Annotated in this window: 15 protein-coding genes; 3 read left to right on the forward strand and 12 right to left on the reverse strand. The window is 68.6% G+C overall.

The features are described 5' to 3' along the window. Nucleotides 1–108 precede the first annotated feature (108 nt). From pyk to def, 7 genes are all read right to left on the reverse strand, one after another. The gene (gene pyk / locus QTH87_RS16735) at nt 109–1,557 is read right to left on the reverse strand and encodes a pyruvate kinase (protein WP_286610740.1); all 1,449 of its coding nucleotides are present in this window, start codon (nt 1,555–1,557) and stop codon (nt 109–111) included. Between the two features lie 85 nt (nt 1,558–1,642). After that, a complete protein-coding gene (locus tag QTH87_RS16740; protein ID WP_286610742.1) occupies nt 1,643–2,836 on the reverse strand; it encodes a phosphoglycerate kinase in 1,194 nt (397 codons plus the stop codon). A 109-nt stretch (nt 2,837–2,945) separates the two neighbouring features. Continuing rightward, a complete protein-coding gene (locus tag QTH87_RS16745; RefSeq protein ID WP_444812799.1) occupies nt 2,946–3,293 on the reverse strand; it encodes an AzlD domain-containing protein in 348 nt (115 codons plus the stop codon). After that, nucleotides 3,290–4,030: an AzlC family ABC transporter permease gene (locus QTH87_RS16750; RefSeq protein ID WP_286610743.1), complete on the reverse strand. Its 741-nt coding sequence runs from the start codon at nt 4,028–4,030 to the stop codon at nt 3,290–3,292. Before QTH87_RS16750 ends, QTH87_RS16745 begins: the two co-directional genes overlap by 4 nt. 9 nt (nt 4,031–4,039) lie before the next feature. After that, on the reverse strand, nt 4,040–4,996 hold the full coding sequence (gene fmt / locus QTH87_RS16755; protein WP_286610745.1) for a methionyl-tRNA formyltransferase: 957 nt from the start codon (nt 4,994–4,996) through the stop codon (nt 4,040–4,042). 7 nt (nt 4,997–5,003) lie between these two features. Further along, nucleotides 5,004–5,498 (reverse strand): hypothetical protein, encoded by a 495-nt coding sequence (locus QTH87_RS16760; RefSeq protein ID WP_286610746.1) that lies wholly within the window; start codon nt 5,496–5,498, stop codon nt 5,004–5,006. Beyond that, nucleotides 5,495–6,028, reverse strand: a complete 534-nt coding sequence (def, locus tag QTH87_RS16765; protein WP_286610748.1) for a peptide deformylase — start codon at nt 6,026–6,028, stop codon at nt 5,495–5,497. The genes QTH87_RS16760 and def overlap by 4 nt, the downstream gene beginning before the upstream one ends. A gap of 159 nt (nt 6,029–6,187) precedes the next feature. On the opposite strand from def, the gene QTH87_RS16770 reads away from it, so the two are divergent. From QTH87_RS16770 to QTH87_RS16780, 3 genes are read left to right on the forward strand one after another with little or no spacing between them, the layout of a single operon-like run. Further along, on the forward strand, nt 6,188–7,408 hold the full coding sequence (locus QTH87_RS16770; RefSeq protein ID WP_286610751.1) for a LysM peptidoglycan-binding domain-containing protein: 1,221 nt from the start codon (nt 6,188–6,190) through the stop codon (nt 7,406–7,408). A 16-nt stretch (nt 7,409–7,424) separates the two neighbouring features. After that, the gene (gene dprA / locus QTH87_RS16775) at nt 7,425–8,558 is read left to right on the forward strand and encodes a DNA-processing protein DprA (protein WP_286610753.1); all 1,134 of its coding nucleotides are present in this window, start codon (nt 7,425–7,427) and stop codon (nt 8,556–8,558) included. A 40-nt stretch (nt 8,559–8,598) separates the two neighbouring features. Next, complete coding sequence (locus tag QTH87_RS16780) at nt 8,599–9,114, forward strand: Smg family protein (RefSeq protein WP_286610754.1); 516 nt, start codon at nt 8,599–8,601, stop codon at nt 9,112–9,114. A 16-nt stretch (nt 9,115–9,130) separates the two neighbouring features. On the opposite strand, the gene QTH87_RS16785 is transcribed toward QTH87_RS16780, so the two are convergent. The 5 genes from QTH87_RS16785 to QTH87_RS16805 all read right to left on the reverse strand — a co-directional run bounded on the left by QTH87_RS16785 (nt 9,131) and on the right by QTH87_RS16805 (nt 18,716). Further along, nucleotides 9,131–11,545, reverse strand: coding sequence for a DUF1631 family protein (locus QTH87_RS16785; RefSeq protein WP_286610756.1), 2,415 nt, complete (start codon nt 11,543–11,545; stop codon nt 9,131–9,133). 105 nt (nt 11,546–11,650) lie between these two features. After that, on the reverse strand, nt 11,651–12,604 hold the full coding sequence (gene secF / locus QTH87_RS16790; RefSeq protein WP_286610758.1) for a protein translocase subunit SecF: 954 nt from the start codon (nt 12,602–12,604) through the stop codon (nt 11,651–11,653). Nucleotides 12,605–12,616: 12 nt separating this feature from the next. Next, nucleotides 12,617–14,494, reverse strand: coding sequence for a protein translocase subunit SecD (gene secD / locus QTH87_RS16795; protein WP_286610760.1), 1,878 nt, complete (start codon nt 14,492–14,494; stop codon nt 12,617–12,619). A gap of 53 nt (nt 14,495–14,547) precedes the next feature. Continuing rightward, on the reverse strand, nt 14,548–14,877 hold the full coding sequence (yajC, locus tag QTH87_RS16800; RefSeq protein WP_286610761.1) for a preprotein translocase subunit YajC: 330 nt from the start codon (nt 14,875–14,877) through the stop codon (nt 14,548–14,550). 233 nt (nt 14,878–15,110) lie between these two features. After that, a complete protein-coding gene (locus QTH87_RS16805) occupies nt 15,111–18,716 on the reverse strand; it encodes an indolepyruvate ferredoxin oxidoreductase family protein (protein WP_286610762.1) in 3,606 nt (1,201 codons plus the stop codon). Nucleotides 18,717–18,768 lie beyond the last annotated feature (52 nt).

The following is an 18,768-nucleotide window of genomic DNA, read 5'->3' on the forward strand; positions in this document are numbered from 1 at the left end:
GCGGGAATCTAGGGATGAAGACTAAAGAACGCCCTGGATTCTACCGAGGGGCTCCGTAGGACGACGCCGATGCCCATGCCCCATGCAGTGGGGCGTCCCGCCGGCAGGCTAGGACACCTTGCAGATCTTGAGCATGTTGGTGCCGCCCGGCGCCCCCATGGGCTCGCCGCAGGTGATCGCGTAGACGTCGCCGGTCTGCACGATGCCGCGCTTCTTGAGGTGGGCCTCGGCCTGCGCCAGCGCGTTGTCGCGGTCGCTCTCGGAGTCCATCAGCAGCGGCCGCACGTTGCGATACAACGCCATCTTGCGCTGCGTTGCGAGGCGCGAGGTCAGCGCGTACATCGGGATGTGGGCACGATGCCGGCTCATCCAGAGCGGCGTCGAGCCCGACTCGGTCAGCGCGACGATGGCCTTGGCACCCAGGTGGTGGGCCGTGAACAGCGCGCCCATGGCGATCGACTGGTCGATGCGGGTGTAGCTCTTGCCGCTGAAGTCGGCGTCGAGCTGCAGGTCCTCGGCGGCCTCGGCGGCTTCGCAGATGCGGCTCATCTCCTGCACCGTCTCGAGCGGATAGCGGCCCGAGGCGGTCTCGGCCGAGAGCATCACGGCGTCGGTGCCGTCGAGCACCGCGTTGGCGACGTCGCTGACCTCGGCCCGCGTGGGCACCGGGTTGGTGATCATCGACTCCATCATCTGGGTCGCGGTGATGACCACCTTGTCCATCTCGCGCGCCATCCGGATCATCTTCTTCTGCAGCGCCGGCACCGCGGCATTGCCGACCTCGACCGCCAGGTCGCCGCGCGCCACCATGATGCCGTCGCTCGAGCGCAGGATCTCCTCGAGCTTGGGGATGGCTTCGGCGCGCTCGATCTTGGCGATCATGCCGGGCTTGTGGCCGAACTCGGCCGCCGCCACGTTGCACAGTTGGCGCGCCATTTCCATGTCGGTGGCGTTCTTCGGGAAGCTCACGGCCACGTAGTCCGCCTGGAAGCTCATCGCGGTCTTGATGTCCTCCATGTCCTTGGCGGTGAGGGCCGGTGCCGTGAGGCCGCCGCCCTGCTTGTTGATGCCCTTGTTGTTCGACAGCTCGCCGCCCAGGCGCACCGTGGTGTAAACCGCATCGCCCCTGACCGCGTCGACCGTGAGCACGATCAGGCCGTCGTTGAGCAGCAGGCTGTCGCCGGCCTTGACGTCGCGCGGCAGGTCCTTGTAGTCGAGGCCGACGGCATCGACGTTGCCGGGCTCGGTGCGCGAGGCGTCGAGCACGAACTTCGCGCCCGGCTCGAGCCAGACCTTGCCCTCGGCAAACTTGCCCACGCGGATCTTCGGGCCCTGCAGGTCGGCCATGATCGCGACCTCCCGGCCGCTGCGGCGCGCCGCCTCGCGCACCATGGCGGCCCGCGCAATGTGGTCCTGCGCCGTGCCGTGGCTGAAGTTGAGCCGCACCACGCTGACCTTGTTGAGGATCATCTGCTCGAGCAGCTCGGGCGTGTTCGAGGCCGGGCCGAGCGTGGCGACGATCTTGGTGGCATGACGGGGCAGGCGGGGCGTGCTCATTTCAGTCTCCTGTTTGTATTCCGGACTGTATACACTTTGTGTGACAAGCGGAAGAGGCCCGCAGACCGGCCCGAGCCGGCCGGCCTCAAGCCGCGGCGCGCTTCGCCAGGATCTCGAAAGCCGGCAGGGTCTTGCCCTCGAGGATCTCGAGGAAGGCGCCACCGCCGGTCGAGATGTAGCCGACCTGCTGCTCGATGCCGTACTTGGCGATCGCGGCCAGCGTGTCGCCGCCGCCCGCGATCGAGAACGCCGGGCTGTCGGCGATGGCGCGCGCAATCGTCTCGGTGCCGTGCGAGAAGGCGTCGAACTCGAACACGCCGACCGGGCCGTTCCAGACGATGGTGCCGGCCTCGCGCAGCTGCGCGGCCAGCTGGGCCGCGGTCTTCGGACCGATGTCGAGGATCAGCTCGTCGTCGGCCACCGCATCGGCGTCCTTGACGGTGGCCGGCGCATCGGCCGCAAAGGTCTTGGCCGTGACCACGTCGACCGGGATCGGCACCGCGGCGCCGCGCGCGCGCATGGCCTCGATCACCGCCCGGGCCTGGTCGACCAGGTCCGGCTCGGCCAGCGACTTGCCGATGCCGAGGCCCGAGGCCAGCATGAAGGTGTTCGCGATGCCGCCGCCCACGATCAGCTGGTCGACCTTGGCCGCCAGGCTCTCGAGGATAGTCAGCTTGGTACTCACCTTGGAGCCCGCGACGATCGCCACCAGCGGGCGCTGCGGCTGTGCGAGCGCCTTGGTGATGGCGTCGATCTCGGCCGCCAGCAGCGGGCCGGCGCAAGCCAGCCTGGCGTACTGCGCGATGCCGTAGGTGGTCGCCTCGGCGCGGTGGGCGGTGCCGAAGGCGTCGTTGACGTAGATGTCGGTCAGCGCGGCCAGCTTGCGGGCCAGCGCCTCGTCGTTCTTCTTCTCGCCCTTGTTGAGGCGGCAGTTCTCGAGCAGCACGACCTGGCCCGGTGCCACCTGCACGCCATCGACCCAGTCGGCCACCAGCGGCACCTCGCGGCCCAGCAGCTCGCCCAGTCGCGCGGCGACCGGCGCCAGCGAATCCTCGGGCTTGAACTGGCCTTCGGTGGGGCGGCCCAGGTGCGAGGTGACCATCACGGCCGCGCCCGCGTCGAGCGCCTGGCGGATGCAGGGCACCGAGGCGCGGATGCGCGTGTCCTCGGTGATGCGCCCGCTGTCGTCCTGCGGCACGTTGAGGTCGGCACGGATGAAGACGCGCTGGCCGGCGACTTTGCCTTGCGCACAGAGATCGGTGAATCGGAGGACGTTCATGGATGGACGGTGTAGAGCGAAGAAGGAGGTGCCTCGGCGGGCAGCGGCCATTGTAGGTTTCGCCAGCTTCGGCCCCGCACGGGCGCGGGGCAACACCCGCCGCCGCGTGCTACCAGCCCAGGCCCAGATGCAGCGGCAGGTACACCGCCATGCCCGCCAGCATCGTGCCCAGGACGCCACCGCGCCAGAAGTAGAACGCGGCACCGGCTGCGGCGCCGTAGAGGCGCGCGTCGTGCAGCGTCGAGATCAGCTGCCCCTGCGTCATGAGGATCTCGGGCGCGATCACGGCCGCCAGGGCGGCTGCCGGCGCGTAGTGCAGCGCCCGGTGCGCCCACTCCGGCAGGCCCCAGGGCCGGTCGAGGATGAAGAAGAAGCAGCGCGTGAGCACGGTCACTCCGGCCAGGCCGACGATCACGACCAGCGTCCAGAGATCGGTGCCCTGGAAGATGCCGCTCAACGGTCGTCCTCCGCGGTCGGGTCGAGGCCGAACTGCTTCTCGAGCCAGAAGCACAGAAGCACCGCGGCACCGATGGCGGTCACGATGTTGAGCTTGAGCGGCAGCGCATAGGCCGCGACCGCGGTGGCCGAGGCGATCAGCACCGCCAGCATCCGCAGCCGCGTGGTCGCCATCGAGCAGACCACCGCCACCAGGCTCAGCACCCCCGCGAAGCCCAGGCCCCAGCTCTGCGGAATCAGGTTGGCGAGCGCGATGCCGAGCAGGCTCAGGCCCATCCAGGCGACCCAGGTGACGAAGTAGTTGCCGGTCAGGTAGGCCTCCTGCGCCTGCTCCTCGGCCCGCGTGGCCGGCGGCTGCGTGTACTTGCGCGTGAAGAAGGCGTAGCTCATGTCGGCCGTCAGGTAGCCGTGCAGCATGCGGCGCCAGCGCGGCATGTGCATGAGGTAGGGCCGCAGATGCAGGCTGAAGACCACGAAGCGCAGATTGACGCAGAAACCGGTGGCCAGGATCACCCAGGCCGGCGCGCCCGCGATCAGCAGCGGAATGGCCGCGAGCTGTGAGCTTCCCGCGTACACGAGCAGCGTCATGGCGACCGCCTCGATCACGCTCATGCCCGACTTGACCATGGCGACACCGGTCATCAGGCCCCAGGCGCCAATGCCGACGGCCACGGCCGACATGTCGCGGATGCCCTCGCGGAATTCCGGCTGGCGGCGAACGGACGACGAAAGGAACATCGGTGCGCGTCAGCCGAAGCGCAGGCCCGGCCGGACCTCGAAGCCGCGCAGGAAATCGCCCACCGGGAGCCGCTTGCCACCGGCGCGCTGCAGTTCCGTGAGCACCACGCTGCCGTCCTTCGCCGCCACCTCGATCCCCGAGCCGCTCACCGCGAGCACCGTGCCCGGCGCCTGCGCCGAAGCCGCCGCCCCGGACCCGACCCTCGCACCCCAGACCTTGAGCGTCTCGCCGCCGAGCACGCTGCCGGCGCCCGGAAACGGGTCGAAGGCCCGGACCCGGCGCACGATTGCCGCCGCATCCTCCGACCAGTCGATCTGGGCCTCGGACTTCTCGACCTTGCGGGCGTACGTGACGCCCTCGTCCGGCTGCGGCTCGGCCTTCAGACTCCCGGCCTCGGCGCGCCGAAGCGCCTCGACGATCAGCCGGCCACCCATCGAGGCCAGCCGGTCGTGCAGCAGCGCCGTGCTGTCGTCGCCGATGTCCAGCGCCTCGCTGAGCAGCATGGCGCCGGTGTCGAGGCCGGCGTCCATCTGCATGATCGTGACGCCGGTGCGCGGGTCGCCGGCCTCGATCGCGCGATGGATCGGCGCCGCGCCGCGCCAGCGCGGCAGCAGGCTGGCATGGATGTTCAGGCAGCCCAGCCGCGGCGCATCGAGCACCCACTGGGGCAGGATCAGCCCGTAGGCCGCCACCACCATGACATCGGCCCGAGCCGCCTCGATCGCCTCGCGCGCGGCCGCGGCCTCGTCAGGAAACTTGCCGTCCAGCCGCAGGCTGCGCGGCTGCGCCAGCGTCCAGCCGCGAGCGAGCGCCAACTGCTTGACCGCAGACGCCTGCAGCTTCATGCCGCGCCCGGCCGGGCGGTCGGGCTGGGTCAGCACCAGGACGATCTCGAAACCGGCCGCCGCGATGGCCTCCAGCGCGACCCGGGCAAATTCGGGCGTGCCCGCGAACGCGACTCTCATGAAAGGCTCATTGGTCGGTCATCAGGAGCCGCTCGTCGTCGGCCGTGTGGTAATGGTCGACCACGCCGTCGGGCGCGATGTAGATATAGAACAGCCTGGGGCTGTTCATCGCCTTGTAGCGCCAGGCCCAGACCTCGCCGTCGAAGGAGGTGACACGCGATTTCTCGAACGGCCGGCCGTAGCTGCGCAGCACATCCTCGGTCTTCCAGACGCCGGGCTTGACCGTGATGTCGAACATGCCGTCCTCGAGCTCCTGGCGGATCGAGACCACCCGCCCTGCCGCGTCGAGGTCGACATTGTTGACCGCGAAGCCGGACGGCGCGCGCGAATACTGCAGCCGTTCGCCGCCCGCAGGCATCGGATAGGTGGCGGTCGGGGTGCCGAGTCGCTGGACGGCCTGTTCGCGCGTGCTGTCGAGCGGCAACCGGGTCGGGTCGAGCGCGCAGCCCGTGAGCGCAAGCGCCAGCAGAAACGAGAAGGGCCAGAGGCGACGCGCTTTCAACGACGGCCCTCGCGCGAGTCGATCTTCTGGTCCTCGCGCTGCTGCTTGAGCAGCTTGCTCTTGATGCGGTTGCGCTTGAGCGGCGACAGGTACTCGACGAACACCTTGCCGAGCAGGTGATCCAGCTCGTGCTGGATGCAGACCGCGAGCAGGCCCTCGGCCTCGATGGTCTGCGGGTTGCCGTCGGCGTCCAGCGCGGTCACGCGCACCGAGGTCGAGCGCTCGACGCCGTCGTAGATGCCGGGCACCGAGAGGCAGCCTTCCTCGTTCAGCACCTTCTCGTCGCTGGCCCAGACGATCTCGGGGTTGATCAGGACCAGCGGCGCGTTGCGCTCCTCGGAGGTATCGATCACGACCAGCCGTTCGTGGACGTCGACCTGGGTCGCAGCCAGTCCGATGCCGGCGGCGTCGTACATGGTCTCGAGCATGTCGGCCACCAGGGTCTTGATGCGCGCGTCCACACCCTGCACGGGCTTGGCCACCGTGTGCAGGCGCGGGTCGGGGTAACTCAAAATGGTTCTTTTAGCCATGAAAGCGAGGAAAAGTTGTCGCTATTTTCGCCATTTCCGCGACGGCGCGCCCGCGGACCGGCTGAATTCATTGCCCAATCAAGGCCTTCAGCGCAAAATTCGTAGCAAATTGTGAGGATTCGTACATCCTGCGTGGCGCAGTGTGTGCACACCATGAACATGACCAAACTCCGAATCAACGAAAGCCCGCGACCCAGCCTTCTGGCCACCCTGGCGGCCGCGGCCGTCTGGGGCTGTGGCGCCACGACCGCTTTCGCTCAGAGTTACCCGATCACGCCGCAGCAGCGCGCCGTTGCACAGCAGACCGCGCAGGCCGGCATTCCGGTCAGCGAACTGGCGCCCAACGCGCCCGACGAATACACGGTCAAACCCGGCGACACGCTGTGGGCCATCTCGCGGCTGTTCCTGCGCAGCCCCTGGCGCTGGCCCGAGCTGTGGGGCATGAACATCGACGAGATCGCCAATCCCCACCGCATCTACCCGGGCCAGGTCCTGTACCTCGACAAGACCGGCGGCCGCGCGCGGCTGACCACGCGACGTGGCGGTGCCTCGGACGGCACCATCAAGCTGTCGCCGCGCACGCGTTACGAATCGATGTCCGGCATGGCCCTGCCGACCCTCAATCCGAGCCTGATCGAGCCCTTCCTGAGCGAGCCGATCATCGTCGACGAAGACACGCTGAAGTTCGCGCCCCACATCGTCGCCGGGAACGACAGCCGCGTGCTTCTGGCGCGCGGCGACCGTGCCTACGCGCTGGGCGACGCCAACTCGCCGCTGATCGAGGCCGCCGGCCCGATCAAGACCTTCCGTGTCTTCCGCAATGCCACACCGCTCAAGGACCCCGCCACGGGCGAACTGCTCGGCTACGAAGCGGCCTACCTCGGCAAGGCCCAGCTCAAGCGCAGCCAGTCGATCCAGACCGAGCTCGACAAGGGCAAGGAAGTCGCGAGCGTGGTCCCCGCGACCATCGACATCGTCGCCGCGCGCGAGGAAATGCGTGCCGGCGACCGCCTGCTGCCCGAGCCGCCGCGCCAGCTGCTGAGCTACGCGCCGCGCGCACCCGAGCAGATCATCGACGGCCGCATCGTCTCGGTGTACGGCAATGCGGTGCAGTTCGCGGCGCAGAACCAGGTCGTGGTGATCAACAAGGGCACGCGCGACGGCATCGAATCGGGCCATGTGCTGGCCATCCTGAAGAACGGCGAAACCATCGTCGACCGTGCCGGCGCCCCGGACAACACCGGCAAGGCGGTGCTCAAGCTGCCGAACGAACGCATCGGCCTGCTGATGGTCTTCCGCCCCTTCGAGAAGGCTTCCTACGCGCTGGTGCTCGAGATCAACGACACCCCGCGCGTGGGCGACCTGCTGGTCAACCCCTGATGGCGCGTTGCCGGGCTTGGAACGAGACGAACTTGCGAGCTGGCTTCGCCTCTCGCTGACACGCGGCATCGGCGACGCGCTGGCACGCCGCCTGCTCTCGGCCTTCGGCCTGCCTGACGACATCTTCCGGCAGTCGACGCCGGCCTTGCGGCAGATCGCCACGTCTGCACAGGCCAAGGCGCTGCAAGACGAACCGCCCGGTTTCGCCGACCAGCTCGCCCGGACCTCGCAGTGGCTGGCCGGCCACGAAAGCCATGGCGGCACCCGCCGCATCCTCACGCTCGGAGATGCCGGCTATCCGGCAGCGCTGCTCGAGACCGCCGATCCGCCGTTGATGCTCTACGTGCTCGGATCGCCGGCCCTCGACCTCGGGGCGACCGCGCAGGCGCTCGCGATCGTCGGCAGCCGCAACCCGACCGCCCAGGGCCTGCAGAACGCGCGCGCCTTCGCACGCGCGCTGGCCGAGGCGGGCATTCCGATCGTCTCGGGCCTCGCGCTCGGCATCGACGGCGCGGCCCACGAAGGCGCGCTGGAGGGCGCCGCCGCCGATGCACTCGCCACCGTGGCGGTGATCGGCACCGGCCTCGACCGTGTCTACCCCGCGCGCCATCGCGAGCTGGCGCACCGTATCGCCGAGCGCGGCCTGATCGTCAGCGAATACCCGCTCGGAACGCCGCCGCTCGCCCAAAACTTCCCGCAGCGCAACCGGATCATTTCGGGACTCTCGCACGGCACGCTGGTGATCGAGGCCGCGCTGCGTTCGGGCTCGCTGATCACCGCGCGCCTGGCAGCGGAACAGGGGCGCGAGGTGTTCGCCATCCCGGGCTCCATCCATGCTCCGCAGTCGCGCGGTTGCCATGCGCTGATCCGCGAGGGCGCCAAGCTGGTCGAGACGGTCGACGACGTGCTCGAGGAACTGCAGGTCGTGCGCACGCCGCCTTCGACCTCTGCATCCGAGACGGCGCCAGATACGGCGAGCGAATCGCAACTGCTGCAGGCGATCGGCTTCGACCCGGTGAGCATCGACGCCCTGTGCGCGCGCACCGGCATCGCCGCCGCGCTGCTGCAGGCGCGGCTGCTCGAGCTCGAACTCGACGGCAGCGTGGCGCGCCTGCCCGGCGGCCTGTTCCAGCGCATCGGGCTTGCATGAGCCGGCGCGCGCAAGACCATTCCTAGGCTATATTGAACTCATGTTCGAAGTGCTCGTGTATGTCTACGAAAACTACTGGCGCGGCGACGCCTGCCCCGAACTCGAGCAGCTGGGGCGCAAGCTCAGCGCGCAGGGCTTCGATGCAGACGAGATCCGCCAGGCGCTTCACTGGCTCGACGGCCTGAGCCTTGCCACGCAGGGCGTGCAGCTCACGCGGCACGGCGACGGCAGCAGCGCCACGGTAGGCGAGCTCGCGCCGGCCGATGCCGCCATCGCGCAGTCGAGCGACGCCATGCGCGTCTATTCCTCGGCCGAGCAGGAACACATCGGCGCCGAGTGCCTCGGGTTCATCAGCTTCCTCGAATCTTCGGGCGTGCTGGCCGGCGCCATGCGCGAGGTGGTGGTCGAACGCGCCATGGCCACGCCCGGCGAACCGCTCGCGCTCGACGAGCTCAAGATCATCGTGCTGATGGTGCACTGGAGCACCGGCGTCGAGCCCGACGCCCTGGTGCTCGACGAGCTCTGCGACGACACGACCGGGCGGGTCGCGCACTAGCCAGCGGCCCGCGCCGCTAGTTCAGCAGCCGCTCGGGATTGGCGTCGAGCTTGGCCAGCGCCTCGCGCGTGGCGCGCACCGTGAGCGTCTCTTCCTCGGCCGGCACCAGCAGGCCGGCCTGCAGGTAGGAGGCCAGGCGGCCGACCTGGATCAGGAAGCTGCGGCCGTCGCTCGAGGCGAACAGGTGCAGCTGCTTGCGGTCGCTGCGCCAGACGAACTGCACCTGGCTCACGCGGTCGTTGTGGTCGAGCATGAACCAGGTTCCGACCTGCAGCTCGTGCGCCCAGGCCAGCATGTCCTCGCCGACCTTGGTGCCGGTATCGGGCACCACCTCGATCGACGCGGCGTCGACGCCCAGCAGCAGCTCGATGCTGGCGGCGTCGAGCGGCAGGTCGGTCGTGCCCTCGTCGGAGACGAAGTCCTCGAGATTGGCCAGACGCTGCGCCATGGCCTCGATCTTGGCCGGCGGAATCGCCTCGGTCTTCGACAGGAAGGCATCGGACAAGGTGGCGCCGATGGTCTTGATGTGCGCTTCCTGCGGCTCGCCGACGATGCCCAGCAGGGTCATGCCCTGGCGGAGGCGCTGCAGCAGCTTGGGCAGGTCCTGGATGACGCGGGTGCGGTCGTTGCGGTTGGGCTTGGCGCTCGCGGCCCAGACCAGCTCGGAGGCGGCACGCTTGAGGGTCACGGTCTGCTCGTCCTGGCCGCCGTAGCGCAGCGCGGCGATCGCGAGCACCTCGGCCCAGACCTTGAACAGGAACTCGCGGATCTCCTCGCGCACCGGCATGTCGTTGAGCATCTTGCGCAACTCGATGGTGTACTGGATCGCCATCGTCTCCTTCTGCTCGACCTGCTGCGCCACGCTCATCACGCGCTGGGTGCTGTCGCTCTGCGTCAGGTACTTGTTGAGGAAGGCGACGAATTCGTCGAACACGAGCTTGAAGACGCGCTGGCCGGTTTCGGGATACTGCTCGATCACCTGCACCACGCGGCGGATCTCGCCCTCGAGCGCACTGCCCGAGATGGCGGCGGCATCGAAGCCCATCACGCACGAGCCCATGCGGTCGATCAGCATGCGTGCCGGATGCTGCAGGGTGCCGAAGAATTCGGGCTCGGCGATGGCGACGCGCAGCACCGGCATCTGCAGCCGCGCGAACCACACGCGGGCCGAGAACGGGATGCGCTCCTCGGCCAGGATGGCCTGGAACATCAGGGCGACGATCTCCACCGTCGCCTTGTCGGCGGTGGTGGGCGCCTTCTTCTTGAGTTCGGTGGTGCGCCGGCGCAGATCGGCCGAGGCCTGGTGGATGGCCGTGGCTTCGTCGCCGACCACGTAGTGCGAGGCCGCGACCTGGTAGCCGGCCTCGGCATCGGCGATGGCCGCGGCGAAGGCCGGCGCGACCGCGCGGACGCCGCCTCCGCCAGACGCGCCACCGCCGCCGCCCGGGCCCATGCCCGCGCCGCCAGCACCGCCGCCGTCGCCGCGCGACTGCGAGAAGTCGCCGCCGATGCGCGCGGTCACGAAGCGCTTGAGGTTCTGCAGCACGCCCTGGGCGCGCTGGCGAGCCAGCAGCAACGGCGAGCCGCCGGTGGCGATCAGGGTGTCGCCGCCGGCCTGACCCGGCCCTGGACCGCGACCGACGCCGATCGCCGCCGGTGCGAAGCTGCCGGGCGGGACGCCGAAGCCGCCGCCGTGCTGGGCGCCCGCCTGGGCCTGCTGCGCACCTGCGCCGCCCTGGCCACCATGGCCGCCGAGCGGGGCGCTGCCCGAGCTGGCGTTGCCGGTGCGGCGCACGAAGCTCTTGAGGTCGATCTCGGGCATCACGTCCTTGGCGACCAGGAAGGCGTTGACGTCCTTGTAGGCCTTGACGGCGCCGTCGACCAATTGCTGCTGCACCTGGTCCTGGACCTTGGTCCAGAGTCCGCGGCTCAGGCCGGTGGCCAGCCACTGGTCGACCAGGATCTTGGCCAGCGCCTCGGGCTTGAGGATGTCCTTGGAGGCCAGTTCGGTGGTGCCGTCGAGGTGCTGGATGCGCAGCCGCAGGTCGTTGAGCTCGAAGCTGGACTTGTCCTGGATCGCCTGGGCCAGCCGGGACGACAGGATGCTGGTCTCGACCACCTCGTCGCCGATCAGCTCGAGCCGCGACAGCGAATTGGAGCTGGTCGGGCCTTCGGCCGTGCTGCTGGCCAGGGCCTTGCGCCAGGCGGCCTGCGCCTGCGCGCCCCAGTTGGCGCCCTGGGCCTGGAAGGCCAGCATGTTGTCGCGGTGCTCCTGCATCTCGCGCGCATTGCCGGTCTGGCCCGCCAGCGCCGCAAGCCGCTCGCGTATCGACTGGACGATCGGCGCGATCAGAGGCTCGGTGGCGGCGACGAAGCGCTCACGCGCCTCGCGGGAGAGCTGGAGGGAGGCTGCGTGGGACCGCGTGGTCATGGATGGTCAGGACGGCTTGTTGTTTGTTGGGGGCAAGCGCGAGCTTGCATCGGGAAGCGTAACCGCACAAGGGGCCATCTTGCTTACTCGGCAACCCCTACCGCTTCACACCGTCGCGCCCGCGTTCGGGTCGTTGGGATCGCCGTCGCGCTTGACCGGCGCCTTGACCAGGTCCTCGCGCTTCACGCCCAGCCACATCGCGATCGACGCCGCCACGAAGGCCGACGAATAGATGCCGAAGCAGATGCCGATGGTCAGGGCCAGCGCGAAGTTGTGCAGGGTCGGGCCGCCGAAGAAGAACATCGACAGCACCACCAGCTGGGTCGAGCCGTGGGTGATGATGGTCCGGCTGATGGTCGAGGTGATCGCGCTGTCGATCACTTCCTGGGTACTGAGCTTGCGATAGCGCCGGAAGGTCTCGCGCACGCGGTCGAAGATGACCACCGACTCGTTGACCGAATAGCCCAGCACCGCGAGCACCGCCGCCAGCACCGCCAGCGAGAACTCCCACTGGAAGAAGGCGAAGAAGCCCAGGATGATCACCACGTCGTGCAGGTTGGCCAGCACCGTGGCCAGCGCGAACTTCCATTCGAAGCGGAACGCCAGGTAGATCATGATGCCGATCACCACCATGCCGAGCGCCTTGAGGCCGTTGGTCGTGAGTTCCTCGCCGACCTGCGGCCCGACGAATTCGTTGCCGCGCAGGGTGACGCTGGGGTCGACCGCCTTGAGCGCGGCCATGACCTGCTCGCTCTGCTGGGCGGAGGTCTGGCCCTTCTGCACCGGCAGGCGGATCTGGACGTCGCGCGAGGTGCCGAAGTTCTGCACCTGCACGTCCTGGTAGCCGAGCTTGGCGATCGTCTCGCGCACCCGGCCGACGTCGACCGACTGCTGCGAAGCGACTTCCATCACGGTGCCGCCGGTGAATTCCACCGACAGGTGGAGCCCGCGGTGGAAGAGGAAGAACACCGCCAGTGCGAAGGTGATGAAGGAGACCGCGTTCAGCACCAGCGCATGGCGCATGAACGGGATCGTCTTGTGGATCCGGAAGAATTCCATGGCGCGTGCCCCTTATTTCGCTTCGGCCACGGCCGTGGTGTCGGGCTTCCAGACGGTGCCGATCGACACCGACTTGAGCTTCTTCTTGCTGCCGTACCAGAAGTTCACGAGGCCGCGCGAGAAGAACACGGCCGAGAACATCGAGGTCACGATGCCGATGCAGTGCACCACCGCGAAGCCGCGGATGGGGCCCGAACCGAAGGCCAGCAGCGCCACGCCCGCGATCAGCGTCGTGACGTTGGAGTCCAGGATGGTGCCCCAGGCTCGTTCGTAGCCGGCGTGGATCGCCGCCTGCGGCGAGGCGCCCGCGCGCAGTTCCTCGCGGATGCGCTCGTTGATCAGCACGTTGGAGTCGATCGCGACGCCGATGGCCAGTGCCATGGCCGCGATGCCGGGCAGCGTAAGCGTGGCCTGCAGCATCGACAGGATGGCCACCAGCAGCAGCAGGTTGACCGCCAGCGCGATCGACGAGAAGAGGCCGAACAGCGCGTAGTAAATGCACATGAACACCATGATCGCGGCGAAGCCGTACATCACGCTGTTGAAGCCCTTCTTGATGTTGTCGGCGCCCAGGCTGGGGCCGATGGTGCGTTCCTGGATGATTTCCATCGGCGCCGCCAGCGAGCCGGCGCGCAGCAGCAGCGCGAGGTCGTTGGCCTCGACCACGCTCATCGAGCCCGAGATCTGGAAGCGGTTGCCGAGCTCGCCGTTGATCGACGGCGCGGTCAGCACCTCGCCCTTGCCCTTCTCGAAGATCAGCATCGCCATGCGCTTGCGGAAATTCTCGCGGCTGACGTCGCGCATGATGCGGCCGCCCTTGGCGTCCATCGTCAGGTCGACCTTGGGTTGCTGGGTCTGCGAATCGAAGCCGGGCTGGGCGTCGGTGAGGTTCTCGCCGGTGACCAGCACCTGCTTCTTGACGATCACCGGACGGCCCTGGCGGTCGAGGAATTTCTCCGAGCCGAAGGGCACCGGACCGGTGCCGAGTTCGGCCGCGCGGCCCTCGGCGCTCTCGTCGACCATGCGCATCTCGAGGGTCGCGGTGCGGCCCAGGATGTCCTTGGCCTTGGCCGTGTCCTGCACGCCGGGCAACTGCACCACGATGCGGTCCAGGCCCTGCTGCTGGATCACCGGCTCGGCCACGCCGAGTTCGTTGATCCGGTTGTGCAGGGTGGTGATGTTCTGCTTCAGGGCTGCGTCCTGCAGCCGGCGCACGGCCTCTGGCTTGATCGAGGCGACCAGCTTGAATTCGCTGCCTTCCTGGCTTTCGACCACGCTCAGGTCGGCGAACTGGTCCTGCACCAAGCGCTTGGCGGCGTCCAGGCCGGCCGCGTCGCGGAAGCGCATCTCGATGGTCTGGCCGTTGCGGCTGACCGCACTGCCGCGCACGTTCTTGTCGCGCAGGCCGGTGCGCAGGTCGCTCGCGAAGGATTCGGCGCGCTTGTCGATCGCGCCCTTCATGTCGACCTGCAGCAGGAAGTCGACGCCGCCGCGCAGGTCGAGGCCCAGGTACATCGGGTACGCGTGCAGCGCCGTGAGCCAGGCCGGCGAACGGGAGACGAGGTTGAGCGCCACCGTGTACGGCGGATCGCTCGGGTCGGGCACCAGCGCCCGCTGCAGCACGTCGCGCGCCTTGAGCTGCTCGTCGGGCGTGGCGAAACGGGCCCGCACCGAAGTGGCGTCGAGCGTCAGCAGGTCGGGCACGAGCCCGGCCGCCTTGAGCGCCTCCGCCACGCGGGCCTCGGTGCCCGCATCGACCTTGATGGTCGACTTGGCCGACGACACCTGCACCGCAGGCGCCTCGCCGAAGAAATTGGGGAGGGCATAGATCAGCCCCACGAGCAGCACGATCACGATGATCGCGTACTTCCAAACCGGATAACGGTTCATCGATTCACCTCAAGGGCGCGGGCGCCTGGGGCTCCCGCGCATGTCGCCGCTATTTACTTGATCGCACCCTTGGGCAGCACCTGGACCACGGCGCTGCGCTGGATCTGGACTTCGACGCCCTTGGCGATCTCGACCGTCAGGTACTGTTCGCCGATCTGCGTGATCTTGCCGAGCACGCCACCCGCGGTCGCGACTTCGTCGCCCTTGGCGAGCGCCTCGATCATGGCGCGGGCTTCCTTCTGGCGCTTCATCTGGGGCCGGATCATCACGAAGTACAGCACCACGAACATCAGCACCAGCGGCAGCATGCTGCCGAGCGAGGACATCATGTCGCCACCGCCGGCGGCGGGCGCGGTTTGAGCGAAAGCAGAGGAAATAAACAAGGAAGTCTCCGGCAAAGGGAAATGAGAGGAGGAGCGCCGGCCATCGTCGATTCGAAGGTCCCGGCGGCTCCGTCGGCCGCACCCAGCGGCCACGCAGCACGGGGCCTCGCCCGCGCACAGCACCGGGCATTGTATTCGGCGGCGAAACGCCCTATTCCGTGGGCGATCTTGGGGTTTTCCGGGCCCTCGCCCGGCCGCGCCTCATGGCGCCCGGCCCGGCGGCCGGGTGCGATTCAGGCCGCGGCGCGCGCCGCCTGGGGATCGCGCCAGCGCGCCATGAGCTCGGCCCAGCGCCCGCGCGCGGCCTTCAGGTTGCGCTCCTTGACGTGGCCGTAGCCGCGGATCTGCTCGGGCAGGCCCGCGATCTCGAGTGCGGTCGCGTGGTTGGCGGCGTTCAGGCCGGCCAGCACCTCCTCGATGCTGGCGCGGTATTCGCCGATCAGCGCGCGCTCGGTGCGGCGCTCCTCGGTGCGCCCGAAGATGTCGAGTGCGGTGCCGCGCAATCCCTTGAGCTTCGCGAGCACGCGGAAGCCGGTCAGCATCGCCGGTCCGAACTTCTGCTTCTGCAGCTCGCCCTTGGCGTTCTGCTTGGCGATGATCGGCGGTGCCAGGTGGTAGTTGAGCTTGAAGTCACCCTCGAACATGCCTTCGACCCGGTCGAGGAAGCTGCGATCGGTGTGCAGGCGGGCCACCTCGTACTCGTCCTTGTAGGCCATCAGCTTGAACAGGTAGCGCGCCACGGCTTCGGAAAGACTGCTCTTGCCGAGCGCCGATTCGGCCTGCTGCACCCTGGCGACGAAGGCCTTGTAGTCGTTCGCGTAGGCGGCGTTCTGGTAGGCGGTGAGGAACTCGGCGCGGCGCGCCACCAGGTGCTCGAGGTTCTCGCGCTTCCTGAACTCGATCACCTGGCCCGGCTGGACGCGCTTTTGCACCTCGGCCGGCCGCGCCGCGGCCTGGCGGCCCCACTCGAAGGCGGTCTTGTTGTTCTCGACAGCCACCGCGTTGAGCTCGATCGCGCGCATCAGCGACTCGTGCGCGAGCGGCACCCAGCCCTTCTGCCAGGCGTAGCCGAGGATCATCGGATTGACATAGATGGTGTCGCCCATGAGCGTGGTCGCCGCCGCGTCGGCGTCGAAGGCACCGACCCCGTCGATGCCGACCGCGCGCGCAATCTCGGCCGCGCAGGCTTCCTGCGGGTTCTGCCAGTTGGCGTTGCGCACGAAGGCGGCCGTCGGGGTGCTGTGGCTGTTGAGCGCCACGTGGGTGCGGCCCTCGCGCATGCGGGCCATGGTTTCGGCGTTGACCGCGACCAGCGGATCGCAGGCAAGGATCAGGTCGGCCGCCGCGGTGCCGACGCGCGTGGTGCGGATCGCGTCCTGGGTGTCGCCGATCAGCACGTGGCTCCACGTAGCGCCGCCCTTCTGGGCCAGGCCCGCCGCGTCCTGCGTGACGATGCCCTTGCCCTCGATGTGGGCCGCCATGCCGAGCAGCTGGCCGATCGTGATGACGCCGGTGCCGCCGACGCCCGCGACCACGATGCCCCAGACATGGTCGCCGGCCAGCGCCGGCAGCGAGGGCTCGGCCAGCGCGCCGAGCTCGGCCGGGGTCGAGCCCTTGTTCTTCGCCTTCTTCTTGAGCTGGCCGCCTTCGACCGTCACGAAGCTGGGGCAGAAGCCCTTGAGGCAGCTCATGTCCTTGTTGCAGGTGCTCTGGTTGATGGTGCGCTTGCGGCCGAACTCGGTCTCGAGCGGCTCCACCGACAGGCAGTTGCTCTTCACGCTGCAGTCGCCGCAGCCTTCGCAGACCAGTTCGTTGATGACCACGCGCTTGGCCGGATCGACCGCCGTGCCCCGCTTGCGCCGGCGCCGCTTCTCGGTGGCGCAGGTCTGGTCGTAGATGATCGCGGTCGTGCCCTTGATCTCGCGAAACTCCCGCTGGATCTCGTCGAGTTCGTCGCGATGTCGCACCTCGACGTTCTCGCCGGGCACGCTGACGCCTTCGTATTTCTCGGGCTCGTCGGTCACCACCACCACCTTGACCGCGCCCTCGGCATGCAGGCTCTCGGCGATCTGCAGCACCGAGTGGCCCTCGGGCCGCTCGCCGACCTGCTGGCCGCCGGTCATCGCGACCGCGTCGTTGTAGAGGATCTTGTAGGTGATGTTGACGCCGGCGGCGATGCTCTGGCGGATCGCCAGCAGCCCGCTGTGGAAGTAGGTGCCGTCGCCGAGGTTGGCAAAGATGTGCTGGTCGGTGGTGAACGGCTGCTGGCCGACCCACGGCACGCCCTCGCCGCCCATCTGCGTGAAGCCGATGGTCGAGCGGTCCATCCAGGTCGCCATGAAGTGGCAGCCGATGCCGCCGAGCGCGCGCGAGCCCTCGGGCACGACCGTACTGGTGTTGTGCGGACAGCCCGAGCAGAACCAGGGTTGGCGCGCGGCGTCGGAGACGCCGACCACGGGCGGCGCCGCCATCGCGCGCTCCTTGGCCTCGAGGATGGCAAGCTGCGCCTCGATGCGCGCGGCCATGTCGCTGCCGGCCGCGGCCAGGATGCCGGTCTTCCTGAGGCGCTGGGCGATCGCCTTGGCGATCAGCGCCGGATTCAGGTCGGCATTGGCGCGCAGCAGCGTGTTCGCGGTCGGGTTCGGCATCGACCATTCGCCGCCCGAATAGCCCTCGGCCTCGTGCACCTCGCCTTCGTCGAACTTGCCGACCACGTTGGGCCGCACGTCGGAACGCCAGTTGTAGAGCTCTTCCTTGAGCTGGTATTCGATGACCTGGCGCTTTTCCTCGACCACCAGGATTTCCTGCAGGCCGGTGGCGAAGTCGCGCGTGAGCTGAGCCTCGAGCGGCCACACGACCGCCACCTTGTGCAGCCGGATGCCCAGCTGGCGGCAGGCCGCGTCGTCGAGGCCGAGGTCGATCAGCGCCTGCCGCGTGTCGTTGAAGGCCTTGCCGCTGGCCATGATGCCGAAGCGGTCGCTGGGGCCCTCGATCACGTTGTGGTTCAGGCGGTTGGCGCGGATGTACGCCAGCGCGGCATACCACTTGTAGTGCATGAGCCGCGCTTCCTGCTCGAGCGCGTGGTCGGGCCAGCGGATGTGCAGGCCGCCGGGCGGCATCTGGAAGTCGGTGGGGATGACGATCTCGACGCGCTCGGGGTCGATCATCGCGGTGGCGCTCGACTCGACGATCTCCTGGATCGTCTTCATGCCCGACCAGACACCCGAGAAGCGGCTCAGCGCGAACGCGTGGATGCCGAGGTCGAGGATCTCCTGCACGTTGGCCGGGAAGAACACCGGCGTGCCGCAGGCCTTGAAGATGTGGTCGCTCTGGTGGGCGGCGGTCGAGCTCTTGGAGATGTGGTCGTCGCCGGCCACCGCGATCACGCCGCCGAATTCGGTGGTGCCCGCCATGTTGGCGTGCTTGAACACATCGGAGCAGCGGTCCACGCCCGGGCCCTTGCCGTACCAGATGCCGAAGACGCCGTCGAACTTGTTGGTGCCGGCCGGCGAGAAGCCCAGCTGCTGCGTGCCCCACAGCGCGGTGGCCGCCAGTTCCTCGTTGACGCCGGGCTGGAAGACGATGTTCTGTTCCTTCAGGAACTTGCTGGCCTTCCACAGCGCCTGGTCGTAGCCGCCGAGCGGCGAGCCCCGGTAGCCGCTGATGAAGCCCGCCGTGTTCTTGCCGTGCTGCCGGTCGCGCAGGCGCTGCAGCATCGGCAGCTTGACCAGCGCCTGCACACCGCTCATGAAGGCGCGGCCGTAGTCGAGGGAGTACTTGTCGTCGAGCGTAACGGTCTCGAGGGCGCGGCGGATGTGCTCGGGAAGCGGGGCGTTCATCGTGTCTCCAGTGGGCTGGCCTTGTGGGCGTGGCTTGCGGGGAGGCCGGGTC

The sequence above is a fragment of the Variovorax jilinensis genome, from assembly GCF_030316885.1.
Lineage (GTDB): Bacteria > Pseudomonadota > Gammaproteobacteria > Burkholderiales > Burkholderiaceae_C > Variovorax > Variovorax jilinensis.

Excerpts from the sequence above, each read along its gene's own strand:
- fmt (WP_286610745.1), bottom strand. The coding sequence starts at position 4,996 with ATGAGAGTCGCGTTCGCGGGCACGCCCGAATTTGCCCGGGTCGCGCTG.
- QTH87_RS16785 (WP_286610756.1), bottom strand. The coding sequence starts at position 11,545 with ATGACCACGCGGTCCCACGCAGCCTCCCTCCAGCTCTCCCGCGAGGCG.
- def (WP_286610748.1), bottom strand. The coding sequence starts at position 6,028 with ATGGCTAAAAGAACCATTTTGAGTTACCCCGACCCGCGCCTGCACACG.
- QTH87_RS16780 (WP_286610754.1), top strand. The coding sequence starts at position 8,599 with ATGTTCGAAGTGCTCGTGTATGTCTACGAAAACTACTGGCGCGGCGAC.
- secD (WP_286610760.1), bottom strand. The coding sequence starts at position 14,494 with ATGAACCGTTATCCGGTTTGGAAGTACGCGATCATCGTGATCGTGCTG.
- secF (WP_286610758.1), bottom strand. The coding sequence starts at position 12,604 with ATGGAATTCTTCCGGATCCACAAGACGATCCCGTTCATGCGCCATGCG.
- QTH87_RS16740 (WP_286610742.1), bottom strand. The coding sequence starts at position 2,836 with ATGAACGTCCTCCGATTCACCGATCTCTGTGCGCAAGGCAAAGTCGCC.
- pyk (WP_286610740.1), bottom strand. The coding sequence starts at position 1,557 with ATGAGCACGCCCCGCCTGCCCCGTCATGCCACCAAGATCGTCGCCACG.
- QTH87_RS16750 (WP_286610743.1), bottom strand. The coding sequence starts at position 4,030 with ATGTTCCTTTCGTCGTCCGTTCGCCGCCAGCCGGAATTCCGCGAGGGC.
- QTH87_RS16770 (WP_286610751.1), top strand. The coding sequence starts at position 6,188 with ATGACCAAACTCCGAATCAACGAAAGCCCGCGACCCAGCCTTCTGGCC.
- QTH87_RS16805 (WP_286610762.1), bottom strand. The coding sequence starts at position 18,716 with ATGAACGCCCCGCTTCCCGAGCACATCCGCCGCGCCCTCGAGACCGTT.